The sequence below is a fragment of the Rhizobium sp. G21 genome, from assembly GCF_014158035.1.
Taxonomy (GTDB): domain Bacteria; phylum Pseudomonadota; class Alphaproteobacteria; order Rhizobiales; family Rhizobiaceae; genus Rhizobium_E.
Window position 1 is genome coordinate 2,102,823 of the sequence record NZ_JACFXW010000001.1, and the last position, 25,359, is coordinate 2,128,181.

Sequence of the window (25,359 nt, forward strand, 5' to 3'; positions counted from 1 at the left end):
GACCGGAGGCGCGAGCAGACGTCACGCCAGGGGTTCCGGCCCAAAGCGGTTTTCCCCGCTCGCACCGGGCGTCGCGAACAGATAGATCAGGATCAGCCAGCCGACCAGCGGCACGAAGCCGATCAGCAGCCACCAGCCCGACATGTCGCGGTCGTGCAGACGGCGCACGCCGACCGCGATGCCGGGGATCAGGGTCGCGAGCGCGAAGACGCCGCCTAGAAGCCCCATGCCGATCACCATTTCATCGATCAGCCCGAGAACCAGAGACGCGATAAAGACGAACAGCACATACCACCAATATTCCGAACGCCGCGCGCGGCCGGAAAAATTGGCGTAGTTGGTGGTCAGAACAGATTTGACTGCGTCCTGAAATGTCATGGCGTCCCCCTGTGGCGCCGATTGCTATCGAGGCGATAAACGGATCGGCGGTCGCCATTATTCATATCCTGCGCGCCGAAACACGCAAGATTAGCGAGACTTGAAACGACAAGATCACTGCGCTGCTTCGACGATATGCTCGTGCAATTCGCCCATCCGGTTCCAGGCGTCGAGGCCGGAAATCTTGTAGGCTTCGGCGAGCGTCGGATAGTTGAAGGTGTTTTCGACGAAGTAGTCCACCGTGCCCTTCAGGTTCAGGACCGCCTGGCCGATATGGATCAGTTCGGTGGCTCCTTCGCCGACGATATGGACGCCGAGCAGGCGGCGCGTCTTCAGCGAGAAGATCATCTTTAGCATGCCGTTGTCGAGGCCCATGATATGGCCGCGCGAGGTCTCGCGGAAGCGGGCGATGCCGCATTCATAGGGAATGTGGCGCGCCTTGACCTCTTCCTCGGTCAGGCCGCAGGTCGAAATTTCCGGCACGGCGTAGATGCCATAGGGAAAGAATTGCGGCGGATCCGACGCCGGCGCGCCGACCGCGTGACGGGCGGCGATGCGGCCCTGCTCCATCGAGGTGGAGGCGAGGCTCGGAAAACCGACGATGTCGCCGGCGGCGTAGATGTTCGGCACGTCGGTCTGGAAGGTTTCCGGATTGACCTTGATGCGGCCGCGCGAATCCGGCTTCAGGCCGACCGCATCGAGATTGAGCTGAGCGGTTGCGCCGGAGCGACCGGCGGCGTAGAGCACCATGTCGGCATGCAGCGAGCGACCGCTCGCCAGCGTCACCTTGCATTTGCCGTTCGGCTCGCGCTCGACCTTCTCGGCGGTCTCGCCGAACAACAGTTTCATGTTGCGGTCGCGGAGTTGGTAGGAGAAATCCTCGACGATTTCCTTGTCGATGAAATCCAGCATGCTGGCGCGCGGCTCGATCACGGTGACCATCGTATCGAGCGTGCTGTAAATCGTGGCGTATTCGATGCCGATGACGCCGGCGCCGATGACGATCATCGAACGGGGATCTCCTGGATTTCCAGCAATTCGTCGCTGTCGATGATCTTCTCGCCGTCGAAGGGGATGCTGTCGGGACGATAGGGCCGCGTGCCGATGGCGAGCAGGATCGAGGTCGCCGTCACCCGCACCACTTCGCCGTCGTTCTTTTCGATCGACAGCGTGTTGCGATCGACGAATTCGGCGCGGCCGCGCAGGTGATGGACGCGGTTGCGGGCGAATTGATGCTCCAGCACCTCGACTTCATGATCGAGCGTGATGAGCAGTCGGCGGCGCAGATCGTCGGCGCTGATCTCCTGCTTGACGCGATAGGAGCGGCCATAGAAGCCGCGTTCGCGCCAGCCGGTGAGGTTGAGCGCGGTCTCGCGCAGGGTCTTGGAGGGGATGGTGCCGGTATGGACGGAGACGCCGCCGACGCGGCTGCCCTTCTCGACGACCAGAACCTTCTTGCCGAGTTTCGCCGCCTGGATCGCCGCCCGGCGTCCCGCCGGTCCGCTGCCGATCACGATCAGGTCATAATTCATCATCTTGCCGCCCCGATTTTTCGAATCTTGCTGCGCTGCGAGAGCGCAGGCCGTTGTGCAAGCTTAGCAACGCAATGTTACCGAATGATAGACGCGCGCCGGAGCGCGGGCCTTACGCTGCAGGCGAAGCGCCTGCGGAGGTCAGCATAGACCTTTTCCCGCAATGCGGCATCCAGAATTTCGCAAACGCAAAGAAACCGCTGGCCGCAGCTTATGGCATCAGCTTGAATTCCAGCATCAGATTGCGTTCGAGCAGATTGTGATTGTCGTCGGAGACGACGATCAGCCGGGTCGAACCATCTTCGGCCTTATAGGCGTCGATGCCTTCCATATTGTCGATCTGGGCGGGAAAGACGCCTTCCATCACGACATCGCCTTTCACCAGCGCGCCGGGCCTGACGTCGTCCAGCATGAAGCGCCGGATACGCATGCCGATGCCTGCCTGGAGCCCGAACTTTCGTTCGAGAAGCACGAAGCTGCCGTCGTCCAGCGCCACGCCGTCGGTCACATCATAAGGCGCGGCGCGTTCGACCGTAAAGTTTCCCTTACGCGGTCCGGATTGCACGCCGGCGATGAAATTGCCGGCGGCGTCGTAGCTGCGCTCCGCCACATAGAACAGCGCGCCGCCAAGGGCGCTGTCGTCGGGAGCCTTCAGCAAGGCCTCCATGCCGCCATTGTTCTTGAGCCGCTCTGCGGCGAGCACGGGACGTTCGGTCGAAACCGGCGTGGATGTTTCGAAACCGGGACGCGGATAGGCGTCGATCCGGTGATCGCCCTCATAGCTGACATAGACACGGCTCTCATCGAGCGCCATGCCTTCCGCATCCATATGGCGCTTGTCGCCGGGGCGGCCGTCGCGGCCGAGCATGTCGTAGATGCGGTAGTCGGAAATCCCCGAAAGAGCGCCGTCGGCGTCGCGCTCGATCGCGCCGGTCGCCCAGTGGCCGGTGTCCATCACCGAGATGAAACGTTTTCCGCCGTCGGTCAGGCGGATGGAGGAAACGGCGCCCATTTCGCCCTTGGGGGTCGCGAGCGACAATCCGCCCATGAATTCCAATCGACCGAACAGCCTGCCTGCGCCCGGGCGAAATTCCGAGATCGCCATGGCCTTGACCGGCAATTCGGCGCCGGCTTCGGCCGGGCGTCCGCCGAAGGCCATGGGAAAGCCCAGGCCGGCGACGACGAAGGGAAGATAAGCCACGAGCGAGAGCAGTTTTTTCGACGCCAAGGCGGCTTCCTATCCGTAAGGGTTCAGGGCCGGCTGTTACCGGCTCTTGCGCTTTGCGCCGCGCGCCTGTTCCGCCTCGTCGGCGAATAGCGCCGCCAATTGCTCGGTCATCGCGCCGGCCAGTTCATCCGCATCGATGATGGTGACCGCCTTGCGATAATAGCGGGTGACGTCGTGGCCGATGCCGATGGCCAGAAGCTCGACCGGCGATTTGGTCTCGATTTCCTCGATCACCGCGCGCAGATGCCGCTCGAGATAATTGCCCGGATTGACCGACAGAGTGGAATCGTCGACCGGGGCGCCATCGGAGATCATCATCATGATCTTGCGCTGTTCGGGCCGGCCGAGCAGTCGGTTATGCGCCCAGATCAGCGCTTCGCCGTCGATGTTTTCCTTGAGCAGGCCTTCGCGCATCATCAGGCCGAGATTGCGCTTGGCGCGGCGCCAGGGAGCGTCCGCCGATTTATAGACGATGTGACGGAGGTCGTTGAGGCGGCCGGGCTGCGGCGGCTTGCCGCTCGCGAGCCACTTCTCGCGGCTCTGGCCGCCCTTCCAGGCCTTGGTGGTGAAGCCGAGGATCTCGACCTTCACGCCGCAGCGCTCCAGCGTGCGGGCGAGAATATCGGCGCAGGTGGCGGCGACCGTGATCGGGCGGCCGCGCATCGAGCCGGAATTGTCGATGACCAGGCTGACGACCGTGTCGCGGAATTTGGTGTCGCGCTCCATCTTGAACGACAGCGGCTGCATCGGGTCGATGACCATGCGCACGAGACGGGCGCTGTCGAGATAGCCTTCTTCGAGATCGAAATCCCACGAGCGGTTCTGCTGCGCCATCAGCCGGCGCTGCAGCTTGTTGGCCAGACGGCCGACCGCGCCCTGGAGATGGGCGAGCTGCTTGTCGAGAAACGCCCGGAGACGATCGAGCTCGGCTTCGTCGCAGAGTTCGTCGGCCGAAATTTCCTCGTCGAATTCCTGGGTGAAAACGGTGTAGTCGACCTTTTCGTTAAGATCGGACAGCGGATTGTTGGGCCGCTTGACCTCGCCGGGCGTCTCGGAATCCTCGTCGGACTCCTCCATGAGGTCGTCTTCGGAAATCTCGGCGCCGTCGGTCTCGCCCTGTTCGAGCTGTTCGTCGGCGGCTTCGTTCTCCTCGGCGGGAGCCTCTTCGGTTCCGGCCTCGTCCTCGTTTTCTTCCTCGTTCTGCTCCTGGCTGCGCGGCTGTTCTTCCTCGGAGGTCGACTCATCCTCGTCGGGCTCGGCGGTCTCGTTGGAGATGTCTTCGGCGAGCTGCATCGAGGCCAGCATCGACCTGATGACGCGGGCGAAGCCTTCCTGGTCGTCGATGACGGTCTTCAGCGAGCCGACTTCGCGCTCGGCCGTCTCGTGGAAGAAGTCGCGCCAGAGATCGAGAACGGGGCCCGCGCTTTCCGGCGGCCTTTCGCCGGTCAGGGCCTCGCGGACATAGAGCGACATCGCCTCTTCGATCGGGGCGTCCTGGCGCTGGGAGACGCCGCGGAAATTGGCGCGGGCGTATTTGTCCGTCAGCATGGAGGAGAGATTGGCGGCCATGCCGGCCATGCGGCTCGCGCCGAGCGCTTCGACGCGCGCCTGCTCGACCGCGTCATAGATGGCGCGCGCGTCCTGCCCCTGCGGCGCAAACTGCGTGTGCAGCCGCTCGTCATGGCAGGCCTTGCGCAGCGCCATGGAATCGCCGAGGCCGCGCACGATTGCGAGTTCCTGCGCGGTCGGACGCTTGGAAAGCTCCGGCAGCCGCATGCGATCGCCGGCGAATCCCGGGCGGTCATTGGCGAAGGCCACCTCGACCTCGGCCGATTCCGCCACCGAGCGGATGCAGCCCGTCAGCGCCCGGCGGAAGGGTTCGAGATCGACGGCCGCGCCCGGCCTCGCCTTGGAATTGTCGCCCGGTCCAGCCATCGGATCGACCTCAGGCGCTCAGGACCAGATTGGCCGCGCTTTCCTTGAGCTCGACGCCGAAGACGCGCTGATACTGTTCGGCCACCAGCGCGCGTTCGAGATCGTCGCATTGTTGAGGAAGGTCACGCGGAAGGCGAAGGCCACGTCGCCGAAGATCGCGGCGTTCTCGGCCCAGCTGATCACGGTGCGCGGGCTCATGACGGTCGAGAGATCGCCATTGATGAAGGCGGCGCGGGTCAGTTCGGCGACGCGCACCATCTTGGCGATCGTGTCGCGGCCCTTGCCGGCTTCCAACTGCTTCACCTTGGCGGTGACGATGTTCACTTCATGCTCGAAGGGCAGATAGTTGAGCGTGGTGACGATCGACCAGCGGTCCATCTGCGCCTGATTGATCTGCTGCGTGCCATGATAGAGGCCGGTCGTGTCGCCGAGGCCGACGGTGTTGGCGGTGGCGAACAGGCGGAAGGCCGGGTGAGGACGGATGACGCGGCTCTGGTCGAGCAGCGTCAGGCGGCCGGAGGATTCCAGAACGCGCTGAATGACGAACATCACATCCGGGCGGCCGGCGTCATATTCGTCGAACACCAGCGCGACATTGTGCTGATAGGCCCAGGGCAGGATGCCGTCCTTGAATTCGGTGATCTGCTTGCCGTCCTTCAGCACGATCGCATCCTTGCCGACCAGATCGATGCGGCTGACGTGACTGTCGAGGTTGATGCGGATGCAGGGCCAGTTGAGGCGGGCGGCGACCTGTTCGATATGAGTCGACTTGCCGGTGCCGTGATAGCCCGAGACCATCACGCGGCGGTTATGGGCGAAGCCGGCCAGGATCGCCAGCGTCGTGTCGCGGTCGAACAGGTAATCCGGATCGAGATCCGGCACATGGGCGTCGGTTTCGCTATAGGCCGGCACGCGAATATCGGAATCGATGCCGAAAACGTCCCGCACGGAAACGGTGGTGTCGGGAAGCTTCACAATATCTACGTCAATCTTGCTCATCATCTCTCCAGCGCGGCCGTCGGGGAGTTCGGCCTGCAAAATTCCTCGGGCATTGTCCTAGGCCGAGGCGACGAATTAATCAATGCTCGCGCGCGCCTGAAAAAGCGTCGCGACGACGCCGCGCCTTATATGCGCCCGTCACCGAGGTCAGGAGCAGAAACCTGCCTGTTTGAGCAATTGATAGGCCTGAACGACCGACCGGAAGCGCTCTTCCGAGCCGCGATCGCCTCCATTTGCGTCAGGATGGTGTTTCTTCACCAGTTCCTTGTAGCGCGACTTGATGTCGCTCGACGTGGCGTTGCTGGCGAGCCCCAGCGTTTCGAAGGCCTTGCCTTCGAGCGGCTTCAGCTTGCGCTCGCGCGGCTCGGGCTTGCTCTGGCGCCAGGCGGAAAAGCCGAAGGGATCGCGCATCCGGGCGGCGCTGGCGCGCGCCTCGTTCGTGGTCGGAGACCATTTGGCGTTCTTGTTGACGCCGATGGTCCAGGTCGGGCGGTTTCCGGTCACCGCCTCCTTCTGATAGCGGGCGACCTCGCTGTCGGAGAGGCCCGAGAAGTAATTATAGCCCTTGTTGTATTCCTTGACGTGCTCGAAGCAGAACATGAAATACTTGCCCTCTGCGTTCCTGCCCACGGGGGCGCGATGCACGCCGGGCGCCTCGCAACCATCCCACTGACAGGTCGGCTTGTCGGGTTTTTCCTCGACCCGCGCACCCTTTGAGCGCTTGGACCGGATCGAGTCGAAGTATTTTGAGTCGAGTTTCATCCGCTCATTATGGGTCTTCGACCCATCCGCTTTCAAGAATTGACAAATCGGAAAGTTCTTGGCTTTGTGGGACTATTTTTCGCGAGTTCGCCATGACCCTCCAGGACAAGATCGAAGCGGCGCTTCAGGCCGAGTTTTCTCCCTCACAGTTGGAGGTCGTCAACGAGAGCCGCATGCATGCCGGCCACAACCCGGAAGCCGCCGCCACCGGCCAGACCCATTTCCGCATCCGCATCACCGCCGAGACGCTTACCGGCATGAGCCGCGTCGACCAGCACCGCGCCATCAACGCCGCCCTCGCCTTCGGATTTGACGAGGGGCTGCATGCGCTGGCGATCGAGGTCGGCAAGGGGTAATTCTTGGCCCACGCGTCGATATCTGCTAGCATCCTCGCAGCCCCCTGGAGATGCAGGCCATGACGCTCTTGCTCGAAGATGAAGACGTCGTTCAACTCGCAACGAGATTGGCCGAGCGGCGTCAGGTGAGCCCGACTCAGGTCCTTCGCGACGCTTTGAAGCGCGAATGGAGCCGCGAGATGGGCGACACGTCCATGATCGACGCCGTGAAAGTAATTCAGTCGAAGGTTCGGGCGCTGTCCGACCCGCAGAAAGCGCGTCCGGCCGACAAAGATTTCATCGACAGCCTCTACGAGTAGGCCATGTTTCTCGACGCCTCCGCGATTTGCGCGATCATGATCAAAGAGGATGACGCCGAGATCCTGCTGAACAAGATCCTATCGGCCGAGATGAAACTCACTTCTCCGATGGCGATCTGGGAAGCGACGCTCGCCGTCAGCCGCGCGTCGGGCATCGACATCGTCGAGACGGAACGCTTGGTGTCAGAGTTCTTGACCGCCATCGGCGCGGACAGCGTCTCCATCACCGCCGAACTCACCCCGGTCGCCATCGCCGCCCATCGCGATTTCGGCAAAGGGCGGCATCCGGCGGCGTTGAATTTCGGCGATTGCTTCGCCTTATGCCTGCGCGCGCCATCACGGTTTGCCGCTGCTGTTCAAGGGCGAGGATTTCAGCCGGACGGATATCGAGCGCGCCTGATCTAGAGCGTATCTCAGTTGATCTTGCGGGGACGGCCGCCCTTGGCGCCATTCGCCCGGCTCGCCTCAACCTTCGCCGCCGAGCGCGACTGGCCGCCGCGGCGTTGCGCCTCCATGAACTTGGCTGTCCCGAAGACGCCGTTCATCAGGCCCGCGATCGTGAAATCGACATCCAGGCTCTCCCAGTGCAGGCCCGTTTCGCCCAGAAGCTCGACCTCCGCCAATTGCGCATCCGTGGCCGTCTCGAGGCCTTGAAGGGCGCGCGCGGGAGCCATGAAGCAGGCGCCGTTGGAGAAATCGACGATGATGCGGCCAGACGCCGCATCGAAGCGGACCGAGGATGGTATGGGCGTGTTGGCGCGCTGCGCCTCGCCCGCGCGCGTCGCCTCGCGAAATTCTTGATCATCCGGAACGGCGTCAGCCATGAATGCGTCTCCATTGCGCGATCAGGTTGGCTTGATGATCCTCCACAAGAGCCAGCGCCCGGCTGAGCTCCCTCTTCGTCATCCCACGATTGGTCAGAACGCGAATAGTGAAAATGTCAATGCGCGCCTCGCCATCTCCATAAACATGCACATGGGCGGGCTCACGGTCATCCGTGTAGATGACAAAGCGTATGCCAGCTTCACGAAAAACAGTGACCATGCCGAAGCATAACCCAACTTGTTGGGTTATTCAAGCAGCGGACAATATATGCCTTTCACCCTGATCAGGGCGTCACTTCCCAGAAGAGGTCGAACATCGGGTCGAACACAGTCACCGGCCCAGCGCCCGTTTCGATCCTGGTGGGAAACTCTACCTTCTCGGCGCGCTTGACCATCGTGATGCGCTCCTCGTTGGGGGCCAGCCCGTACCAGGCCGGACCGTTGAGCGAGGCGAAGGCTTCGAGCCTGTCGAGCGCATTTTCCTGTTCGAAGACATGGGCGAGGCAACTCATCGTGTTGATCGATGTGAAGCAGCCGGCGCAGCCGCAGGCGCATTCCTTGAGCGGATCGACATGCGGGGCGGAATCGGTGCCCAGGAAGAACCTGGCGTCGCCGGAGGTCGCCGCCTTGCGCAGCGCCTGGCGATGGTTTTCGCGCTTGGCGACCGGCAGGCAGTAATAATGAGGCCGGATGCCGCCGGCGAGGATGGCGTTACGGTTGATGATCAGGTGGTGGGTGGTGATCGAGCCGGCCAGATTGGCCTTGGAGGCGGCGATATAGTCGACGCCGTCCTTGGTGGTCACATGCTCCATCGTCACTTTCAGCTCCGGCAGTCGGGCGCGCAGCGGATCGAGCACCGTTTCGATGAATACGGCTTCGCGGTCGAAAATATCGACATCCGAGGAGGTCACCTCGCCATGCACGCAGAGCGGCAGGCCGATCTTCGCCATGCGCTCGAACACCGGCATGGCCTTGTCCATGTCGCGCACGCCGGAATGGGAATTGGTGGTGGCGCCAGCCGGATAGAGCTTGGCGGCCGTGACGAGGCCGGAGCGATGCGCTTCTTCGAGATCGTCGGGATCGGTTCCCTCGGTGAGATAGAGCGTCATCAGCGGTTCGAAGTGGTGATGGTCCGGTTTGGCCGCCAGGATGCGGTCGCGATAGGCGCGGGCGTCAGCGGTGGTGACCACGGGCGGAACCAGATTGGGCATGATGATGGCGCGGGCGAAATGCCTGGACGTGTAAGGCAGCACGGCCTTCAGCATCTCGCCGTCGCGCAGGTGCAGATGCCAGTCGTCGGGGCGGCGCAGGGTGATCTCGGTCATCGATAGAGGTTCCGAACAAGAGAAGGGATGGACACGGCCATAACGCGACGCCGTAGAGCGCGCAACGCCTGAGACGACGAGAAGTTCGGCCCAAAAAGAAACGCCCGCTGTGGAGGCGGGCGTTCGAAACTCCTTGGAAGGAAATCAGGCGGCCATCGCGGCTTCCGGCGGCGCTTTCGCGCCGGTCATGAAGGCCACGGCGTCCGACATGGTGTAGTCTTTTGGGTTGATCACGCAGAGGCGTCTGCCGAGCCGATGAATATGAATGCGGTCCGCCACTTCGAAGACATGCGGCATATTGTGCGAGATGAGCACGATCGGCAGGCCCCGCGCCTTCACATCCTGGATCAGTTCCAGCACCCGACGCGATTCCTTGACGCCGAGCGCGGCCGTCGGCTCGTCGAGAATGATCACCTTGGAGCCGAAGGCTGCGGCGCGCGCCACCGCCACGCCCTGGCGCTGGCCGCCAGAGAGCGTTTCCACCGCCTGGTTGATGTTCTGGATGGTCAGCAGGCCGAGTTCGGAGAGCTTGTCGCGCGCCACTTTTTCCATCGCCTTGCGGTCGAGCATGCGAAACACGGAGCCGAGAGGGCCCGGTTTGCGGATCTCGCGGCCGAGGAACATGTTGTCGGCGATCGACAGCGCCGGCGACAGCGCAAGGTTCTGATAGACCGTTTCGATGCCGGATTTGCGCGCCTCGATCGGCGAACGGAAACGGACAGGCTGGCCGTCCAGGCGGATCTCGCCGTCGTCGGGGGTCACGGCGCCCGAAAGCGCCTTGATCAACGAAGACTTGCCGGCGCCGTTGTCGCCGATCACGGCGAGGATTTCGCCCGGATAGAGGTCGAAATCGGCATTGTCGAGAGCGGTCACCTTGCCATAGCGCTTGACGAGGCCGCGTGCGGTGAGAATGGGTTCGCGAGACATCAGCCGGCCACCTTTCTGATCCACTGGTCGATCGCAACGGCGGTGATGATCAACACGCCGATGAGGAGATAGGTCCATTGCGGGTCGGTGCCGATCAGGCGCAGGCCCAGCGAGAAGACGCCGACGATCAGGCCGCCGAACAGCATGCCCATGATCGAACCGCGTCCGCCGAACAGCGAGATGCCGCCGATCACCACCGCGGTGATGGATTCGATATTGGCGAACTGACCCGCAGTCGGCGAGACCGAGCCGATGCGGCCGATCAGCGCCCAGCCTGCGAAGGCGCAGATCAGGCCCGACAGCGTATAGACGGTGGTCAGCATGCGCTTGACGTTGACGCCGGCGAGTTCGGCCGCATCGGGATCGTCGCCCACCGCATAGAGATGGCGGCCCCAGGCGGTGCGGTTGAGCACATACCAGAGCAGCGCCGTCAGCAGCACCATGGCGATGACGCCATAGGTGAAGACCGCGCCGCCGAAGCGAATGTTTTCGCCGAAGAACTGCAGAATCGGCGCATTCTGCTCGATGTCCTGGCCGCGGATCGTCTCGTTGGCCGAATACAGGAAGTTCGAGGCGAGCACGATCTGCCACATGCCGAGCGTGACGATGAAGGGCGGCAGCTTCATGCGCGAGACCAGCAGGCCGTTGATGAAGCCGCAGGCCGCGCCGACGGCGAGGCCGCAGATCACGGCGAATGTCGGCGGCAGGCCGTAGCGAAAGGTGAACTGGCCCATGACCACCGAGGACAGGACCATGATCGCCCCGACTGACAGGTCGATGCCGGCGGTGAGGATGACCAGCGTCTGGGCCGCGCCGACGATGCCGACGATGGCCACCTGCTGGAGAATGAGGGTGAGCGAGAAGGCCGAGAAGAACTTGCCGCCGAGAATCGCTCCGAAAATGGCCAGCGACAGAACCAGCACGATCAGCGGCACGGCCGCCGGGCTCGAATGCAGGTAGTGCTGCAGTCTCTGCAGCGGCGTCTTGTCATGCGTGTCGAAACTCGCAAGCTGCGTGGAGCTTTGCGACAGGACTTTCTCGAATTCCTGAGACGGCTGTGAGGCAGCGCGCGGCTCACTCATCTTCCTTCCTCCCGTTGTTCTGGTTGCGCAACCTGTCCGACGGCGGCCGGACTTCGTTGCGATTCACATACGCCCTGAAGGCTTCCCACCGGCACCCCTCGCGTCCGGTCGGGAGAGCGGCGCCGACGGGCGCTGCTCGGATCATGTTTCGCCTCGCTTGTGGGCGTCGATGTCCGCGAAATCGATCGGATCGATCGGGAAACAGATCTTTTCGGAGGCGGTCCGGGCGCGAAGCCCGGACCGCCGGATGTCACATCAGCCCCAGCACTTGTCCATGCCGGTCTTGACGTCGATCGATTCCACGCCTGCAGCGGGCTTGTCCGTCACCAGCGCCACGCCGGTGTCGAAGAAGGTCTTGCCTTCGGTCGGCTTCGGCTTTTCGCCGGTGTCGGCGAACTTCTTGATCGCTTCGACGCCGAGAGCGGCCATCATCAGCGGATACTGCTGCGAGGTCGCGCCGATGATGCCGTCCTGAACGTTCTTCACGCCCGGGCAACCGCCGTCGACGGAAACGATCAACACGTCCTTCTCGCGGCCGACGGCCTTCAGCGCTTCATAGGCGCCGGCGGCGGCCGGTTCGTTGATGGTGTGGACGACGTTGATTTCCGGGTCCTTCTGGAGAAGGTTTTCCATGGCGGTGCGGCCGCCTTCTTCGTTGCCGTTGGTCACGTCATGGCCGACGATGCGGGCGTCGTCCTCGTCGCCGATCTTGTTGGGATCCTTCGGGTCGATGCCGAAGCCGATCATGAAGCCCTGGTCGCGCATCACGTCGACGGAGGGCTGCGACGGGGTCAGATCGAGGAAGGCGACCTTGGCGTCCTTGGCGGCGTCGCCGAGGGTGGCTGCGGCCCACTGGCCGATCAGCTTGCCGGCGAGCAGGTTGTCGGTTGCGAAGGTGGAGTCGGCGGCGTCGATCGGCTCGAGCGGCGTGTCGAGCGCGATGACCAGAAGGCCGGCGTCGCGGGCTTTCTTGACGGCCGGGACGATGCCCTTGGTGTCGGATGCGGCGATCAGGATGCCCTTGGCGCCGTCGGCGATGCAGGTTTCGATGGCGGCGACCTGGCTTTCGGAATCACCGTCGACCTTGCCGGCATAGGCCTTCAACGTCACGCCGATTTCCTTGGCTTTGGCTTCTGCGCCTTCCTTCATCTTGACGAAGAAGGGATTTGTGTCAGTCTTGGTGATGAGGCACGCAGACACGTCGGCAGCCTGCGCCGAGCCCGAGAAGGCGACGCCCAGCGCAAGCGCGCCGAAAGCTGCAGCAAGAATGGATGACTTCATGATTTCCTCCCACGGAAATTGACCTCCGGCGCCGGACTATCCGACGCCCTGTTCGAGCGCCGCACTATCGGGTACGACCCAAAGCTCCTCCCGCTTCGTGCGACCGCCGAGCATCAGATAAACACCAAACAAAACATGTGTCAATTAATAAATCGAGTTGATTTATTAATTAGATGTGGCATGGTCCGGGTCACTTGCTATAGTCACGCCCGGGAGGAGAATGGGCATGGCGGACATATATCCGACAGAAATCAGGACGGTCGAAAACACCGTCGTCGACCCCATGGGCGGGGCCAACCAGACACGCGTGCGCGCTTATAACGAACGCCTCGTGCTGTCGCTGGTGCGCCGCCATGGCAGCCTGTCCAAAGCGGAAATCGCCCGTCGCACCGGCCTGTCGGCGCAGACGGTGTCGGTGATCATGCGCGCGCTCGAAAAGGACGGCTTGCTGAGCCGCGGCCTGCCGCAACGCGGCCGCGTGGGCCAGCCGTCGATACCGATGAGCCTGAACGCCGACGGAGTGTTCTCCCTCGGCCTCAAGGTCGGTCGCCGCAGTTGCGAGCTCATCCTGATGGATTTCATCGGCGCGGTCCGCATGCGCCGCAGCGAGGCTTACCGCTATCCCACGCCGGCGCTGATCGTCGATTTCGTCACCCGATCCGTCGCCAGCATGCGCCGCGACCTCTCGGACAGCCTCTGGCGCAAGGTCTCGGGCCTCGGCGTCGCTCTGCCCTTCGAATTGTGGAACTGGGTCGAGGCGCTGGGGGCGCCCAAGGCGGATATGGACGCCTGGCGCAACACGGACGTCGCCGCCCTGCTGGCCGACGCGATGGACTTGCCGGTCGTGGTGCAGAACGACGCCACCGCCGCTTGCGCCGCCGAGCTGGCCTTCGGCCACGGGCCTCGCTACGCCGATTTCGCCTATTTCTTCATCGGCACCTTTATCGGCGGCGGCGTGGCGATCAATCACGCCCTCTATCCGGGACGCACGGGCAATGCCGGCGCCTTCGGCTCCATGCCGTTCCGGGCGGGGAGCGCCGAGCAGGACCAACTGATCGATCACGCTTCGATCATCCAGCTCGAGCGGAAGCTCGAAAAAGCCGGCCGCGACCCCTCCTCCATCTGGCTCGAACCGGATCGCTGGGAGGATTTCGGAGCGATCGAAACCGAATGGATCGAGGAAACGGCCGACGCGCTGGCGTTCGCCACGGCGTCGGTCTGTTCGGTCATCGATTTCGAGGCCGTCATCATCGACGGAGGCTTCAGCCCGTCGGTCAAGGGAAGGATCGTCGAGGCGACCCGCCAGGCGATGGGCTGCGCCAATCTGCAGGGCGTCTCCGCCCCCGTGATCGAAGCGGGATTGGTCGGAGCGTCCGCCCGCGCCATCGGCGCCGCCAGCCTGCCGCTGTTTTCCCGTTACCATATCGATCAAAGCGTGTTGTTCAAGGAGCTGGCCTGATGCTGAAAGGGGTCGATCCCGTATTGAGTCCGGATCTGCTTTCGACGTTGCGCGCCATGGGACATGGCGACGAAATCGCTTTGGTGGATGGCAACTATCCCGGACTCGAACATGCGCGTCGGCTTGTCCGGGCCGATGGCCACGGCGTCATCCGCATCCTGGACGCCATTCTTTCGCTGATGCCGGTCGATGATTTCGTCGATTGCGGCCTGTTCCGCGCCACCGTTCGCGGCGATCTCGAAGCGCTCGACCCCGTTCACGCCGAGATGATCGCGGTCTGCGCCCGATGGGAGCCGGAGAGGGTCGTGCTGCCGCTCGCTCCGCAGGACTTCTACGAACGGGTGCGCCGCGCCCATACGATCGTGCAGACATCCGAGCCGAGGCTCTACGGCAACATCATCCTCCGCAAGGGCGTGATCTACCCCTGATCGCGGACGGGCGGTCACGCCGACCTCACGGCAAGGTTACCGATTTTTAATCGGAGCCTTCCTTGAAAAGCCGCATTTCGAGACACAAATCAATGGCGTGGCGCTCATGACGAACGCCCGACAACCTGGTTGATTGGCTCGTCCCCCGCCTTGCCAGGTTCGACGGACAAAGGCTCCTTCCCCCTCTCCGAGCCTTTGTCCGCCCCCTTTTTTTCCGGACATGCGCATTCCCTTTCGCCGCTCGCAGGCGAAAATCGGCCGGCCCCCGGCTTGCCGCGATTGAGAGGCCGCCTCCTTGAGCGACGCCCGAGCGCAAAACCCTCAATCGTCGGCCGCAAGCTCCGGGCAAGCCTCGAAAGTTAACGTCGGTTAACGATTGATGGTGGGTCCGGACGATGGAAATCAACACGAATGTCGGCGGCTATGGTCGAACGCCGCGCGCTTACGAACTGCCCACGAAGCAGGAAAGTTCGGCGGAGACTCTCGCCGGGAGGATCGACCGTCGCGACAACGCCCTCACCGGCAGCAACGCCGTGCTGAGCGCCAATCTGGCCAACGCCCTGTGGGCGGCGCAGGAAAACCGCCAGTCCGACGACGCTTCGCTCGCGTCCGCTTCCCGCAACGCCATCGAAAGCAGCTATTTCGAGTTCATGAACTGATGAGACTGGGTCTCCGGACATCGGTCTGACGACGTGACGACTGATCCCGACAGTTGCGGCTCTTCAGCCGCACGTCCGTCTGCAGAAAACAAAACGAAGATGCGGATCTGACGAACCGCGCTATGTTTTATTCCCGGCGTCCTGATCCCTCACTTTCTCTTCGCCTTCGAACCTGACCTCACCGTCTGACCGCAATATGGGCTGGTCGCCGCCGCGAAGATCCGGCGCCGAGCGATGCCCTGCTTTATCCCGGCCCGCCTGGAAATTGACTCGCGCCAGTTCGTCGAGCCGTTCGGGATCCGAGCCGGATGCTACCGACGACGTCTCCTGCTCATAGCCGCCATGCGGATCGTTCGCGCTGCCTCCGCTGCGCCGCTGATGGGCGTCCCGATCGGACGCGCCGTTGACGATCGGCTCGGCTGAATGTTTGTCGTGATCACCGGTCATGTCCGCTCTCCCTGGCCAAGTCGATTTTTCGGATCTGGCTCGCTGGCCGCTGGCTCCGGCGCGGGACCGAGGCGCGGCGGGCGGGTGGCTGCCTCATCGGCGGGCGCATCGTCGAGACCCTGGGGTGGAACGCCGGTCGGCGCGCCGCCGATGGGCAGTTGCGCGGCGTCGGGGTCGAGCGGAGCACCGAGGCCGGGATCGCGTTCGGTCTGCGCGCCGCCGCTGACGGGCGTGGCGGCGTCTTTGATGAGAGATTTGGGATCTGCCATGGTTATCTCCTTTGCTTCGAGGAGAAACGCGCCGCATCCCCGGCTGTTCCGGCATCGATGCGGATCCGTCAGGCCTTGTCGGAATTGGCGAGCGCCCAACGCATATATTCGAGCAGCAACTCCTTTTCGAAACGCCTGAACCCTTTGAAGAGCTCGGCGTCGGCCGCCAGCGCGGCGGCAACCGCCTCGCCTTGGATCTCACGGCCGCGCTCGGTAAGGAAATTCTGCGTGGCGCGCCGGTCGCTCGGGTGAACCTGCCGGCGGATCAATCCGTCGCGCTCCATGCGCTGCAACGTGTTGGCGAGCGTCGCCTGCTCGATCGTCAGTCGGTCGAGGATCTGCCTCTGGGTCAGGCCGTCTTCATCCCAGAGCGCGCAAAGCACCGGAAACTGTCCGGGCGAGAAGCCCAATACGGCCGCCCTCTCCTGCAACGAACGCGAAAACGCCCGCGCCAGAAGGCTGGTCAGATAGGTTGCCGAGTCCGTCAGCTTGTAGTCCATGACCGTCGCCGTGAGAGAGTGCCGCCCTCTTCTAGATGTTTGCGGCTGCGCGAGGCTTTCGCGCTGGCATATCGCATGCATATTGATCCGGGACAGCGAGCGCCGATCGCGGGCGCGCATCGTCGTCGAAAATATATCTTGAAATTGCAGCGCAACTCTCTACACTTATTCCGTGAGCGTGATGTCGACGCCTGGTCGGGCAGCGCCCTTCGACGCGCATCCATGCCGCATTACTTTCATGATCTTCTAGCAGTTCTTTCAGTCAACTCGGTATCTGGAGCGCGGCCATGTGGCTCTGCGTGCGTTTTCCGTCTGCGCTTTTTATGCTTTTGATCCCTCTGTTCGTTGCAAGTTGCGGCAAGTTGCCCGGTTCGGGGCCTTCCTACCGGCAAATCGACGCCCAGGCCTCCAACCCTGTCCGTGCGGCCGTTCGGACGCCTTACGTGCTGACGAACCTGTCGCTGGACCTCGCGGACCGCCTCAACCACGCGCCTATGACCGCTTCCCGTGACGCGCCCCCAAGTCCCACAGCCCCGCAACAAACGCTCGGCGTCGGCGACCTCGTCGATGTGACGATCTTCGAATCGCAATCGGGGGCCTGTTCATTCCGGACGACGCCGGAAGCCGTCCCGGCAATTACATCACCCTCCCCCGACAGGCGGTCGATGGGCGCGGCTTGATCGTCGTGCCCTATGCAGGCGCGATCGTCGCCTCCGGGCGAACCGTTTCCGCCATCCAGCAGGATATCGAGACGAAGCTGTCGAACCGCGCCATCGAGCCGCAAGCCGTCGTCAGTCTCGTGGAAAGCCGCTCGAAACGGGTGTCCGTGCTCGGCGACGTCAGGCAGCCCGGCCGGCTCGATCTCAATCCCGCCGGCGAACGGGTTCTGGATCTGATCGCCCGCGCCGGAGGGGTGGATGGGCCGCAGCAAGAAGCCTGGGTCCGTATCGAGGGACATCGTCGTCATAGCGCGATGCGGCTCACAGAGTTGATCGACGAGCCGAACCGCAATGTCTTCGTCCGGCCCGGCGACGTCGTATCGGTCAGTCGCGACCGACGCAGCTATATCGTGCTCGGCGCGTCTTCGCAGCAGGGCCGGTTCGATTTCGCCGAGGACGCCCCGAGCCTGGGCGAAGCCATCGCCAGCGCGGGCGGCTTGCGCGACGACCGCGCCAATGCGGCCCGGATCTTTCTCTATCGCGACATGACGAAGGACGAACTCGCCTCGGCCGGTCTCCCGACCGCATCCACCGGCGAGCGGACCGCAGCCATACTGCGCGTCGATCTCTCCGATCCCGCCATGCTGTTCGCCGCGCAACGGCTGGCTCTGCGCGACAAGGATGTCGTCTATATCGCCAATGCCGACGCCGTCGAGCTGCAGAAATTTCTGGCCATGGTCACGGGCTCGACCGCCACAGGATCCTCGGCGCTGTCCGACGCCGCCGACATCGACCGCTCGCTGCGACGGCTTTGACGGCGGAGCCGGCCATACCCTCGCGAGCCTTGACCTCACCGGTATTCCCCTGTCTTCTGCCGGCGCAGAAGAGAGGATTTCCGCCATGAACGAAGCGATACGACCCGGCTCCGCCGGGACTGCGGAAGGCCGCGCCCATGAACGCCGCTGGATGGCGATGGCGGTGCTGCTGCTGGCCAGCTTCATGAATATGATCGACGTCACCATCGTCAATGTCGCGCTGCCCAGCATGCGCGCCGACCTCGGCGCGACCGAAAGCGGCATCGAATGGGTGGTGGCCGGCTATATCCTGTCCTTCGCGCTCGGCCTGCTGCCCTTCGGACGCTACGGCGACATCATCGGCAAGAAGCGGATGTTCATGCTGGGCGTCGGCGGCTTCACGCTCGCCTCGGCGGTCTGCGGCATGGCCGCCAATATCGAAATGCTGATTGCGGCCCGCATCATCCAGGGCGTCGGCGGCGCGGTGATGACGCCGCAGGTGCTGTCGATCGCCCAGGTGATGTTTCCGCCCAAAGAGCGGGCGATGGCCTTTTCGCTGTTCGGTCTCACCGCCGGCCTCGCCTCGGTGGCCGGGCCCGTCGCCGGCGGCTCGCTCATTCATGCCGATCTGTTCGATCTCGGCTGGCGGCCGATCTTCCTCATCAATCTGCCGATCGGGGCGTTCGCGCTCTGGGCGGGAGCGAGGATCATTCCGGACATTCCCGGCAATCCCGGCCTGCGCAACGATTGGGGCGGCATCGCGCTGGCGGGCGCGGCCATACTATGCCTGATCTTTCCGCTCATCGAGGGTCGGGGCTTCGGCTGGCCGTTCTGGATCTTCGTCGTGATGGCGTTCGCGCTTCCGCTCGCCGCCGCTTTCGTCTGGTGGGAAAAGCGACAGAATGCGACCGGCGCGGCCGAACTCGTGCCGCTCGGCCTGATGGCCAATCGCAATTTCGTCACGGCGTCGGTGGGCGCCATGGTGTTCTTCTCGGCGCTGCCCGGCTTCTTCTTCGTCCTGGCCGTCTTCCTGCAGAGCGGCTACGGGCTCGATCCTCTCTCCTCCGGCGTCACCACCATTCCCTTCCCCGTCGGCGTCTTGATCGCGTCGCTGATCTCGGGGCGATCGGGCGGAAAATTCGCGCGCAGCCGCATCATCCTCGGCGCCGCCTCGCTGATCGGGTCGATGACGCTTCTTCGAAGCGCGGTGGGAACGCTGGGCGACACGCTGGATCAGGCCAGTCTCATCCTGCCGCTGGCGCTGGGCGGACTGGGCACCGGCCTGGCCATTTCGCCCTTGTTCCAGACCGCGCTGGCAGGCGTGCCGCCGAAGGATGCGGGCTCCGGTTCCGGCGCGCTGCAATCGATCCAGCAGATCGGCGGCGCCTTCGGCGTGGCGATCATCTCGCAGATCTTCTTCGCCGTGCTGGGCGGAAGCCTGGCGAGCGGCGCAGGCCAACACGCCGCCTATCGCGCCGCGCTTTCCACCGCCGTTCTCTACAACATCGCCTGTTATGGCGTCGTTTCTCTGCTCGCGCTGTTTCTCAAGGCTCCCCGCAAGGGCGCAGGGAGCCGGGCGGGCCGGCAGAACGACATGGGTGACGCCGGCCCGGAGGTCGACAGTTTCGATGGGATACGAGCCGGCCGATCCAGAGCATGGGACGCCTCGCGTCATCGGTATGTCTGCGGCAGTCTGTGCGAGAGATAGTCTCGCATCTGACGCAGCGCATCGTCCCGGTTCAAGCCATTCGATTGCAATCCCAGCCGCAGCCAGAGGCCATCGATCAATGCGGTGATGGCCAGCGCGACCTCCTCGCATTCATCCCTCGGAAGGATGTCGGTCAGCGCCGACATCAGGTTCGAACGCATCCTCCCGTGGATGACTCGCTGAATGCGGGCCAATTGCGGCTCTCTCGGCACTTCCGCGCAGAGCGAGAGCCAGGCGTGACAGATGGAAGGTTGGAAAAAGCGCTCTTCGAAGTTTCCCTCGATGATGGCGTCGAGGCGCTGTCTCGGTGAGCGCGCCGCCGCCAGGCGCGCCGCCACCGCGTCCCTGAGTTCCGCATTGGCTTCACGCATGGCGTGCTCGAAAAGCTCCTGCTTGTTCGAGAAATAGTGCAGCACGATGCCTTTGGAGGCCCCCGCCTGAGCGGCGACCTTCTCCAGCGTCGCGCCGGCCATGCCCTCGCGCTTCAGAACCTCGAAGGCCGCGCGCCGCAGTTCTTTTTTTTCGAATGTCGCTGATTTTGGCAAGGCGCATCACAGAATCCCTTTTGCGGCGACATTGACAATTTTCCCGGAAAGATCAATTGTTGACCACTGGGTCAATTTTCATTCCAAATGGTCAAGAGGATTTCGCATGCACCGGACGTTGAAGGCAGCATTGGGCGCGGCGGCGCTCGTCATGGTCGCAGAAACCGCTCTCTGCGCCGATCAGGAAAGTTGCAAGACGGTCCGGATGGGCGAGCCCGGCTGGAATGATCTCGCTTTCACGACCGGCGTCGGCGCCACGCTCTTGAAAGCGCTCGGCTATGAAGCCAACAGCAAGCTTCTCGGCATCGACGTGATCTATACGAGCCTGAAGGCGAAGGATCTCGATGTCTTCCTCGGCTATTGGGATCCCGCGATGATTTCCTATTTCAAGCCCTATGGCGAAGACGGATCGGTCGAAACCGTGAGGACCAATCTCGAAGGGGCGAAATACACGTTCGCAGTTCCAGACTATGTCTGGGAGGCCGGCGTGAAGGACTTCTCGGATCTTCACAAATTCGCCGACCAGTTCGACCGCAAGCTCTACGGCATAGAGCCCGGATCGAACCAACTGATGCTGGACGCCGTCAATGACAAATCGCTCGAGATCGGGGATTGGCAGGTGGTTGAATCCAGTGAACAGGGCATGCTGTCGGAAGTCGCCCGCAAGACGAGCGACAACTCGTTCATCGTCTTTCAGGCCTGGGCGCCGCATCCGATGAATACGGCGTTCGCCATCAAATATCTGACGGGCGGCGACAAGTTCTATGGTCCGAATTTCGGAGCGGCCACCGTCTCCACTCAGGTGCGCAAAGGTTACCTGCAGGAGTGCCCGAACATTGCGCGGCTTCTGAAAAATCTCGCTTTCGACATCGACTTCGAAAACAAGGGAATGTCATTGCTCATGAACGACGGTTTGTCTCCGGAAGAAGCCGCGCTCAAGGCGATCAAGCAGGAGCCGCAAAGGCTGAAAGTCTGGCTCGAGGGCGTAACCACGTTCGACGGCCAGCCGGGTCTTGCGGCCGCGGAGGCGTCGTTGGGATTGTGACGCCCTCGCATGCCGACGCCTGGAACGCGCGCAAGCGGACGATCGACCTTCCGGCTGTCGGCCGCATGGCGTTCATCGACACAGGAGGAGCCGGTCCCACGCTTCTGCTTTTGCACGGCTTCTCCGACACCAGCCGAAGCTTTGCCTATCTCGAGCCGCTCCTTCGCGGGTATCGCCTGATCATGCCGGATATGCCGGGCCATGGCGGCTCGGCGCCGATGAACGAGATGCATGTCGCAGACTTCGCCACATCCATCGTTTCTCTCATGCATGGCATGGAGGTCACGCCCGCGGCGATCATTGGCCATTCGATGGGAGCGATGACGACCCTCGAAATCGCCGGCCGCAGCTTCGATGGTCCGATCGTGTTGTTGTCGGCGAGCCTGAATCCCGGCTTCGGCGACGACAACGACGTCGCTCTCGCCATCCGGTCTCTACGCGATCCGATCGATCCGGCCAGCGCGTTCTTGAGAGAATGGTATGCGTGTGCGTCACAGGTGAATGCGGAGTTCCTCGACACGATGCGGCGGGAAGCCGCCGCTATGCCGGCGAAGCTGTGGCGGGCGATCGCAGATGGATTTGAACAGACCGACCTGACCTCGACAGCCGCCAGGATTTCCAATCCGGCGCTTTCCATCAGCGGCCTGTGCGACACGTTGTTCGGTCGCTCTCACCGCCAAGACCTTTCCGAAACGCTGCGCTCGGCGGAATTCGTGGCGCTGGCGGAGGTCGGGCATAATCCGCATTGGGAAGCCCCGGATGTTGTCGCCGGGCGCATTCTCTCTTTCTTGCGCGAGCATGGCGTGGCGAACACGATCGACGCATGACGCGGCGCCGGCCACCGCGCGTCGCCGTCACTTTGCGGGGGTGAACTTGAACTTCGTGACGATCGCCTCGACCGGCTTGCCGTCGCTGGGCGGCTTGCCACGGAAGCCCCAGAGATTGAAGAAGATCGACATGGGTTTGGAGCCGATGCGGTCTTGATGATCGGTCGGCGCATAGCGCCAGCTCACCGTCTTCAGCGCGTCGCCGTCGCTATCGAGCAGCACGGAGGTGTAATCCACCGACTTGCGGCTCCAGACGAAGACGTGACGACTGCGGGAAACGCCGCGCGGCCAGGAAAAACTCTTGCCGGTCTGCTTGAGATCGTCCTTGGCGGGCCAGACCGTGAAGTTGAGCGGCTTGTTGGCGCGGTCGCCCCAGCGGGCGAATTCCACGTCGATCTCATTGGTGGTGTCGGGGCCGACCTCGGCGGAGGGGTAATTGAAGAAGCCGAACACGACATTCTTGTCCTGGCCGCCAATATCGCCCTCCCACTCCATTTCATAGGTTCCATAACCGAAGCGGCTGACGCTCTGGATTTCGCCTGATGTCCAGCGTCCTTCGTCATCCCTGGACAATCGCAGATGCAGCCGGCCCTGGCCGTCGACCCTGGCCTGGCTCGCCGCCCAGCGGTTGGGACCGGGGCCGAGGCCCTCGCCGATCTTGACGGTAAAATCATAGCCCGAAAAGCGGATGCGCTTGGCGGCTTCCACGGGCGTCGCCGCCAAAGCGGCAAGAAGGCAGGCGGCGAGAACGAGGCGCTTCATGACGTAACTCCAGCGGCGGAACCCGCCGCTGGATAGCGCAGCTCGCTGAAGCGAGGCTGATCAGGGCACCAGCAGCGTGCCGGCGCCGGTCTCCGTGAACAGTTCGAGCAGCACCGAATGCGCCGTCTTGCCGTTGAGGATGACCACGCCCTGCACGCCGGCCTGGATGGCTTCGATGCAGGTTTCGACCTTGGGGATCATGCCGCCGGAAATCGTGCCGTCCTCGATCAGCGCATGCGCCTCGGCGACCGACAATTCCTTGATGAGATTGCCGTTCTTGTCGAGCACGCCCGGAACGTCGGTGAGGAACAGCAGGCGCGAGGCGTTGAGCGCGCCGGCGATCGCGCCGGCGAAGGTGTCGGCGTTGATATTGTAGGTCGCGCCGTCGCGGCCAGGCGCGACGGGGGCGATGACCGGGATCATTTCCGAGCGTGCGAGAAGGTCGAGCAGCGTGCGGTCGACTTCGACCACTTCGCCGACGAAGCCGAGATCGAGGATGCGTTCGATATTGCTGTCCGGGTCCTTGACCTTCTTCTGCGCCTTTTCGGCGAAGACCATGTTGCCGTCCTTGCCGCAAAGGCCGATCGCCCATTCGCCGGTCTGGTTGATCAGCGCAACGATTTCCTTGTTGATCGAGCCGGCCAGCACCATTTCGACGATCTCGACCGTCTTCTGGTCGGTCACGCGCAGACCGTTCTCGAAGCGGGATTCGATGCCCATCTTGGCGAGCATCGCGCCGATCTGCGGGCCGCCGCCATGCACGACGATCGGATTGACGCCGGATTGCTTGAGAAGCGCGATATCGGCCGCGAAAGCCTTGCCCAGTTCCGGATTGCCCATGGCGTGGCCGCCATATTTCACCACGATGGTCTTGTTCTCGTAGCGCTGCATGAAGGGCAGCGCCTGGACCAGGAGCCGCGCCTGGATCTCGCTTTCGGTGTGGGACATGAAAGGCCTCGCATGGACTGAAATCGAGCCTCTTTAGCCCAACTTCGTGACAGATGGAATGATCCGTCTCCGGCATGAAGGCGTAATTTCGTCAGGCGTCGCGCGGGGGAGGCGCATCCTGCTCACCATCGAATGGACGAGACGATGCATGATCTGAACGGATTGCTCGGCCGGGTCGCCCTCGGCGACCGCAAGGCCTTTTCCGCGCTTTATGACCAAAGCGGCCCGAAACTTTTCGGGATACTCCTCCGTATCCTCAAAAACAGGCAGGAGGCCGAGGATGCGTTGCAGGATGTCTTCGTCAAGGTCTGGCGGCGCGCCGATCGGTTCAATCACGAGGCCGGCTCGGCCGAGGTCTGGCTCGCCGCTGTGGCGCGCAATCATGCGATCGACGCGCTCAGGGCGCGGCGTCCCGAAGCGAGTTCGATCGACGAAGCCTATGATCTGGCAGGGTCCGATCCAGACCCGGAAAAGCTTGCCATGTTGAGAAGCGAAGGGATGAGAATTCACAGATGCATGCAGACCCTCGAATCGGATAGGAGAGACGCCGTCCGGAAAGCCTATGTCGAAGGTCGGAGTTATCAGGAATTGGCGGATCTCTACCAGGTGCCGCTAAACACGATGCGAACCTGGCTGCGCCGCAGCCTGCTGAAATTGAGAGAGTGCCTCGGGCAATGAGCGAGAAGCCGCAGGATTGGGATCGTAGCCGGGATGAGATCATCTCGGGCGAATACGTGCTGGGCGTCCTGTCAGACGCCGATCGCCGGCGCGTCGAAGCCCGCATGGCCATCGATCCCAAATTCGCCATGCAGGTGCGCCGCTGGCAGACCAATCTCGCCGAATTCAACGACGACTATCAGGCGGAAGCTCCGCCGTCGCATGTTTTCCGCCGTATCGAAGCGCAGCTGTTCCAGCCCGAAGAGGCCAGGGACGGAGGCCTGTCGCGTTTGTGGAACTCGCTGACGCTGTGGCGCGGCCTGGCGGTGGCCGGGGCTGTCGCCGCCGCCTGGTTCGGCGTCGCTCACCGCCTTCCGCCGCTCGGGGTCGGACAGCCCGCCCGCCCCTGGTGGCCGAACTGACCGGCGAAAAGAACGGCTTCAATCTCGTCGCAACCTACGACTTCGGCACTGGCCGTCTCAGCGTCATCCCCGCGGCGCTTCGCCAGGACGGGCCGAAATCGCTGGAAGTGTGGGTGATCGAAGACGGCAAGCCGCCGCTTTCGGTCGGCGTTCTGCCCGACACGGGCCGCGGCGACATCGTCATTCCCACTTCGCTGCGCGCTTCGTTCACCGCCGGCCGCACCATCGCGATTACGGTCGAACCGCTCGGCGGTTCCCCGACGGCAAGCCGACGGGGCCGGTGATCGCCGCAGGGCGCGCGG

General features: G+C 63.2%; 29 protein-coding genes and 3 pseudogenes. 14 read left to right on the forward strand and 18 right to left on the reverse strand.

Annotated elements, in window-relative coordinates:
* Nucleotides 1-21: 21 nt before the first annotated feature.
* From H2O14_RS10710 to H2O14_RS10735, 6 genes and pseudogenes are all read right to left on the reverse strand, one after another.
* A complete protein-coding gene (locus tag H2O14_RS10710) occupies nt 22-378 on the reverse strand; it encodes a DUF805 domain-containing protein (protein ID WP_182827642.1) in 357 nt (118 codons plus the stop codon).
* 114 nt (nt 379-492) lie between these two features.
* Nucleotides 493-1,913 (reverse strand): annotated as a pseudogene (gene sthA, locus H2O14_RS10715) (Si-specific NAD(P)(+) transhydrogenase).
* 208 nt (nt 1,914-2,121) lie between these two features.
* On the reverse strand, nt 2,122-3,138 hold the full coding sequence (locus H2O14_RS10720; protein WP_246697352.1) for an esterase-like activity of phytase family protein: 1,017 nt from the start codon (nt 3,136-3,138) through the stop codon (nt 2,122-2,124).
* 36 nt (nt 3,139-3,174) lie between these two features.
* Nucleotides 3,175-5,073, reverse strand: coding sequence for a cobaltochelatase subunit CobT (gene cobT, locus H2O14_RS10725; protein ID WP_182827643.1), 1,899 nt, complete (start codon nt 5,071-5,073; stop codon nt 3,175-3,177).
* Between the two features lie 10 nt (nt 5,074-5,083).
* Nucleotides 5,084-6,072 (reverse strand): annotated as a pseudogene (cobS, locus tag H2O14_RS10730) (cobaltochelatase subunit CobS).
* A gap of 147 nt (nt 6,073-6,219) precedes the next feature.
* Nucleotides 6,220-6,834, reverse strand: coding sequence for a J domain-containing protein (locus H2O14_RS10735; protein WP_182827644.1), 615 nt, complete (start codon nt 6,832-6,834; stop codon nt 6,220-6,222).
* 92 nt (nt 6,835-6,926) lie between these two features.
* Between H2O14_RS10735 and H2O14_RS10740 the strand changes: the two genes are divergently transcribed.
* Genes H2O14_RS10740 through H2O14_RS10750 form a run of 3 tightly spaced genes read left to right on the forward strand, consistent with a single transcriptional unit; the run spans nt 6,927 to nt 7,894 of the window.
* The gene (locus H2O14_RS10740) at nt 6,927-7,190 is read left to right on the forward strand and encodes a BolA family protein (protein ID WP_182827645.1); all 264 of its coding nucleotides are present in this window, start codon (nt 6,927-6,929) and stop codon (nt 7,188-7,190) included.
* Nucleotides 7,191-7,249: 59 nt separating this feature from the next.
* Complete coding sequence (locus tag H2O14_RS10745) at nt 7,250-7,489, forward strand: type II toxin-antitoxin system VapB family antitoxin (RefSeq protein ID WP_182827646.1); 240 nt, start codon at nt 7,250-7,252, stop codon at nt 7,487-7,489.
* A 3-nt stretch (nt 7,490-7,492) separates the two neighbouring features.
* On the forward strand, nt 7,493-7,894 hold the full coding sequence (locus tag H2O14_RS10750; RefSeq protein WP_246697353.1) for a type II toxin-antitoxin system VapC family toxin: 402 nt from the start codon (nt 7,493-7,495) through the stop codon (nt 7,892-7,894).
* 8 nt (nt 7,895-7,902) lie between these two features.
* On the opposite strand, the gene H2O14_RS10755 is transcribed toward H2O14_RS10750, so the two are convergent.
* The 6 genes from H2O14_RS10755 to H2O14_RS10780 all read right to left on the reverse strand — a co-directional run bounded on the left by H2O14_RS10755 (nt 7,903) and on the right by H2O14_RS10780 (nt 12,928).
* Nucleotides 7,903-8,313, reverse strand: coding sequence for a DUF2442 domain-containing protein (locus H2O14_RS10755; RefSeq protein ID WP_182827647.1), 411 nt, complete (start codon nt 8,311-8,313; stop codon nt 7,903-7,905).
* Complete coding sequence (locus tag H2O14_RS10760; protein WP_182827648.1) at nt 8,306-8,533, reverse strand: DUF4160 domain-containing protein; 228 nt, start codon at nt 8,531-8,533, stop codon at nt 8,306-8,308. The genes H2O14_RS10755 and H2O14_RS10760 overlap by 8 nt, the downstream gene beginning before the upstream one ends.
* 64 nt (nt 8,534-8,597) lie before the next feature.
* Nucleotides 8,598-9,638 (reverse strand): dihydroorotase, encoded by a 1,041-nt coding sequence (pyrC, locus tag H2O14_RS10765; protein ID WP_182827649.1) that lies wholly within the window; start codon nt 9,636-9,638, stop codon nt 8,598-8,600.
* Nucleotides 9,639-9,782: 144 nt separating this feature from the next.
* Nucleotides 9,783-10,565: an ATP-binding cassette domain-containing protein gene (locus H2O14_RS10770; protein ID WP_182827650.1), complete on the reverse strand. Its 783-nt coding sequence runs from the start codon at nt 10,563-10,565 to the stop codon at nt 9,783-9,785.
* Entirely contained in the window at nt 10,565-11,647 is a 1,083-nt protein-coding gene (locus tag H2O14_RS10775) for an ABC transporter permease (RefSeq protein WP_182827651.1), read from the reverse strand. The genes H2O14_RS10770 and H2O14_RS10775 overlap by 1 nt, the downstream gene beginning before the upstream one ends.
* Before the next feature lie 255 nt (nt 11,648-11,902).
* Nucleotides 11,903-12,928, reverse strand: coding sequence for a sugar ABC transporter substrate-binding protein (locus H2O14_RS10780; protein WP_182827652.1), 1,026 nt, complete (start codon nt 12,926-12,928; stop codon nt 11,903-11,905).
* 226 nt (nt 12,929-13,154) lie between these two features.
* On the opposite strand from H2O14_RS10780, the gene H2O14_RS10785 reads away from it, so the two are divergent.
* The 3 genes from H2O14_RS10785 to H2O14_RS10795 all read left to right on the forward strand — a co-directional run bounded on the left by H2O14_RS10785 (nt 13,155) and on the right by H2O14_RS10795 (nt 15,474).
* Nucleotides 13,155-14,387, forward strand: coding sequence for an ROK family transcriptional regulator (locus tag H2O14_RS10785; RefSeq protein WP_182827653.1), 1,233 nt, complete (start codon nt 13,155-13,157; stop codon nt 14,385-14,387).
* Nucleotides 14,387-14,815, forward strand: a complete 429-nt coding sequence (locus H2O14_RS10790; protein ID WP_182827654.1) for an RbsD/FucU family protein — start codon at nt 14,387-14,389, stop codon at nt 14,813-14,815. Before H2O14_RS10785 ends, H2O14_RS10790 begins: the two co-directional genes overlap by 1 nt.
* Nucleotides 14,816-15,210: 395 nt before the next feature.
* Entirely contained in the window at nt 15,211-15,474 is a 264-nt protein-coding gene (locus H2O14_RS10795) for a hypothetical protein (RefSeq protein WP_182827655.1), read from the forward strand.
* Between the two features lie 120 nt (nt 15,475-15,594).
* Here the strand turns inward: H2O14_RS10795 and H2O14_RS10800 are convergent, their stop codons facing one another.
* From H2O14_RS10800 to H2O14_RS10810, 3 genes are all read right to left on the reverse strand, one after another.
* Nucleotides 15,595-15,921, reverse strand: coding sequence for a hypothetical protein (locus H2O14_RS10800; protein WP_182827656.1), 327 nt, complete (start codon nt 15,919-15,921; stop codon nt 15,595-15,597).
* Complete coding sequence (locus H2O14_RS10805; RefSeq protein ID WP_182827657.1) at nt 15,918-16,190, reverse strand: hypothetical protein; 273 nt, start codon at nt 16,188-16,190, stop codon at nt 15,918-15,920. The genes H2O14_RS10800 and H2O14_RS10805 overlap by 4 nt, the downstream gene beginning before the upstream one ends.
* Before the next feature lie 68 nt (nt 16,191-16,258).
* Nucleotides 16,259-16,690 carry a MarR family winged helix-turn-helix transcriptional regulator gene (locus H2O14_RS10810; RefSeq protein WP_182827658.1) on the reverse strand — a complete coding sequence of 144 codons (432 nt, stop codon included), beginning with the start codon at nt 16,688-16,690 and terminating at the stop codon, nt 16,259-16,261.
* A 287-nt stretch (nt 16,691-16,977) separates the two neighbouring features.
* On the opposite strand from H2O14_RS10810, the gene H2O14_RS10815 reads away from it, so the two are divergent.
* From H2O14_RS10815 to H2O14_RS10825, 3 genes are all read left to right on the forward strand, one after another.
* Entirely contained in the window at nt 16,978-17,370 is a 393-nt protein-coding gene (locus tag H2O14_RS10815) for a hypothetical protein (protein ID WP_182827659.1), read from the forward strand.
* A 5-nt stretch (nt 17,371-17,375) separates the two neighbouring features.
* Nucleotides 17,376-18,164, forward strand: coding sequence for a polysaccharide biosynthesis/export family protein (locus tag H2O14_RS10820; protein ID WP_312858665.1), 789 nt, complete (start codon nt 17,376-17,378; stop codon nt 18,162-18,164).
* Between the two features lie 85 nt (nt 18,165-18,249).
* Entirely contained in the window at nt 18,250-19,851 is a 1,602-nt protein-coding gene (locus H2O14_RS10825) for an MFS transporter (RefSeq protein WP_246697354.1), read from the forward strand.
* Here H2O14_RS10825 and betI read toward each other — a convergent pair.
* Nucleotides 19,815-20,403: pseudogene (gene betI, locus H2O14_RS10830) on the reverse strand (choline-responsive transcriptional repressor BetI). The gene H2O14_RS10825 and the pseudogene betI overlap by 37 nt on opposite strands.
* Before the next feature lie 99 nt (nt 20,404-20,502).
* Between betI and choX the strand changes: the two are divergent.
* Nucleotides 20,503-21,441: a choline ABC transporter substrate-binding protein gene (gene choX / locus H2O14_RS10835; protein ID WP_182827662.1), complete on the forward strand. Its 939-nt coding sequence runs from the start codon at nt 20,503-20,505 to the stop codon at nt 21,439-21,441.
* Nucleotides 21,438-22,268, forward strand: coding sequence for an alpha/beta hydrolase (locus H2O14_RS10840; protein WP_312858587.1), 831 nt, complete (start codon nt 21,438-21,440; stop codon nt 22,266-22,268). Before choX ends, H2O14_RS10840 begins: the two co-directional genes overlap by 4 nt.
* Nucleotides 22,269-22,295: 27 nt before the next feature.
* Here H2O14_RS10840 and H2O14_RS10845 read toward each other — a convergent pair whose 3' ends face one another.
* Nucleotides 22,296-23,030 (reverse strand): glycoside hydrolase family 16 protein, encoded by a 735-nt coding sequence (locus H2O14_RS10845; protein ID WP_182827663.1) that lies wholly within the window; start codon nt 23,028-23,030, stop codon nt 22,296-22,298.
* A 60-nt stretch (nt 23,031-23,090) separates the two neighbouring features.
* Complete coding sequence (argB, locus tag H2O14_RS10850; RefSeq protein ID WP_182827664.1) at nt 23,091-23,978, reverse strand: acetylglutamate kinase; 888 nt, start codon at nt 23,976-23,978, stop codon at nt 23,091-23,093.
* A 144-nt stretch (nt 23,979-24,122) separates the two neighbouring features.
* On the opposite strand from argB, the gene H2O14_RS10855 reads away from it, so the two are divergent.
* The 3 genes from H2O14_RS10855 to H2O14_RS29395 are packed head-to-tail and all read left to right on the forward strand — an operon-like array spanning nt 24,123 to nt 25,341.
* Nucleotides 24,123-24,656: a sigma-70 family RNA polymerase sigma factor gene (locus H2O14_RS10855; protein WP_246697355.1), complete on the forward strand. Its 534-nt coding sequence runs from the start codon at nt 24,123-24,125 to the stop codon at nt 24,654-24,656.
* The gene (locus H2O14_RS29390) at nt 24,653-25,057 is read left to right on the forward strand and encodes a hypothetical protein (RefSeq protein ID WP_409526917.1); all 405 of its coding nucleotides are present in this window, start codon (nt 24,653-24,655) and stop codon (nt 25,055-25,057) included. The genes H2O14_RS10855 and H2O14_RS29390 overlap by 4 nt, the downstream gene beginning before the upstream one ends.
* On the forward strand, nt 25,045-25,341 hold the full coding sequence (locus H2O14_RS29395) for an anti-sigma factor domain-containing protein (RefSeq protein WP_409526918.1): 297 nt from the start codon (nt 25,045-25,047) through the stop codon (nt 25,339-25,341). The genes H2O14_RS29390 and H2O14_RS29395 overlap by 13 nt, the downstream gene beginning before the upstream one ends.
* Nucleotides 25,342-25,359: the final 18 nt, after the last annotated feature.

What these genes read in the sequence shown, in the direction of transcription:
- H2O14_RS10710 (WP_182827642.1), bottom strand. Translation starts at nt 378, where the DNA reads ATGACATTTCAGGACGCAGTCAAATCTGTTCTGACCACCAACTACGCC.
- cobT (WP_182827643.1), bottom strand. Translation starts at nt 5,073, where the DNA reads ATGGCTGGACCGGGCGACAATTCCAAGGCGAGGCCGGGCGCGGCCGTC.
- H2O14_RS10735 (WP_182827644.1), bottom strand. Translation starts at nt 6,834, where the DNA reads ATGAAACTCGACTCAAAATACTTCGACTCGATCCGGTCCAAGCGCTCA.
- H2O14_RS10740 (WP_182827645.1), top strand. Translation starts at nt 6,927, where the DNA reads ATGACCCTCCAGGACAAGATCGAAGCGGCGCTTCAGGCCGAGTTTTCT.
- H2O14_RS10745 (WP_182827646.1), top strand. Translation starts at nt 7,250, where the DNA reads ATGACGCTCTTGCTCGAAGATGAAGACGTCGTTCAACTCGCAACGAGA.
- H2O14_RS10750 (WP_246697353.1), top strand. Translation starts at nt 7,493, where the DNA reads ATGTTTCTCGACGCCTCCGCGATTTGCGCGATCATGATCAAAGAGGAT.
- H2O14_RS10755 (WP_182827647.1), bottom strand. Translation starts at nt 8,313, where the DNA reads ATGGCTGACGCCGTTCCGGATGATCAAGAATTTCGCGAGGCGACGCGC.
- H2O14_RS10760 (WP_182827648.1), bottom strand. Translation starts at nt 8,533, where the DNA reads ATGGTCACTGTTTTTCGTGAAGCTGGCATACGCTTTGTCATCTACACG.
- pyrC (WP_182827649.1), bottom strand. Translation starts at nt 9,638, where the DNA reads ATGACCGAGATCACCCTGCGCCGCCCCGACGACTGGCATCTGCACCTG.
- H2O14_RS10770 (WP_182827650.1), bottom strand. Translation starts at nt 10,565, where the DNA reads ATGTCTCGCGAACCCATTCTCACCGCACGCGGCCTCGTCAAGCGCTAT.
- H2O14_RS10775 (WP_182827651.1), bottom strand. Translation starts at nt 11,647, where the DNA reads ATGAGTGAGCCGCGCGCTGCCTCACAGCCGTCTCAGGAATTCGAGAAA.
- H2O14_RS10780 (WP_182827652.1), bottom strand. Translation starts at nt 12,928, where the DNA reads ATGAAGTCATCCATTCTTGCTGCAGCTTTCGGCGCGCTTGCGCTGGGC.
- H2O14_RS10785 (WP_182827653.1), top strand. Translation starts at nt 13,155, where the DNA reads ATGGCGGACATATATCCGACAGAAATCAGGACGGTCGAAAACACCGTC.
- H2O14_RS10790 (WP_182827654.1), top strand. Translation starts at nt 14,387, where the DNA reads ATGCTGAAAGGGGTCGATCCCGTATTGAGTCCGGATCTGCTTTCGACG.
- H2O14_RS10795 (WP_182827655.1), top strand. Translation starts at nt 15,211, where the DNA reads ATGGAAATCAACACGAATGTCGGCGGCTATGGTCGAACGCCGCGCGCT.
- H2O14_RS10800 (WP_182827656.1), bottom strand. Translation starts at nt 15,921, where the DNA reads ATGACCGGTGATCACGACAAACATTCAGCCGAGCCGATCGTCAACGGC.
- H2O14_RS10805 (WP_182827657.1), bottom strand. Translation starts at nt 16,190, where the DNA reads ATGGCAGATCCCAAATCTCTCATCAAAGACGCCGCCACGCCCGTCAGC.
- H2O14_RS10810 (WP_182827658.1), bottom strand. Translation starts at nt 16,690, where the DNA reads ATGGACTACAAGCTGACGGACTCGGCAACCTATCTGACCAGCCTTCTG.
- H2O14_RS10815 (WP_182827659.1), top strand. Translation starts at nt 16,978, where the DNA reads ATGTGGCTCTGCGTGCGTTTTCCGTCTGCGCTTTTTATGCTTTTGATC.
- H2O14_RS10825 (WP_246697354.1), top strand. Translation starts at nt 18,250, where the DNA reads ATGAACGAAGCGATACGACCCGGCTCCGCCGGGACTGCGGAAGGCCGC.
- choX (WP_182827662.1), top strand. Translation starts at nt 20,503, where the DNA reads ATGCACCGGACGTTGAAGGCAGCATTGGGCGCGGCGGCGCTCGTCATG.
- H2O14_RS10845 (WP_182827663.1), bottom strand. Translation starts at nt 23,030, where the DNA reads ATGAAGCGCCTCGTTCTCGCCGCCTGCCTTCTTGCCGCTTTGGCGGCG.
- argB (WP_182827664.1), bottom strand. Translation starts at nt 23,978, where the DNA reads ATGTCCCACACCGAAAGCGAGATCCAGGCGCGGCTCCTGGTCCAGGCG.
- H2O14_RS10855 (WP_246697355.1), top strand. Translation starts at nt 24,123, where the DNA reads ATGCATGATCTGAACGGATTGCTCGGCCGGGTCGCCCTCGGCGACCGC.
- H2O14_RS29390 (WP_409526917.1), top strand. Translation starts at nt 24,653, where the DNA reads ATGAGCGAGAAGCCGCAGGATTGGGATCGTAGCCGGGATGAGATCATC.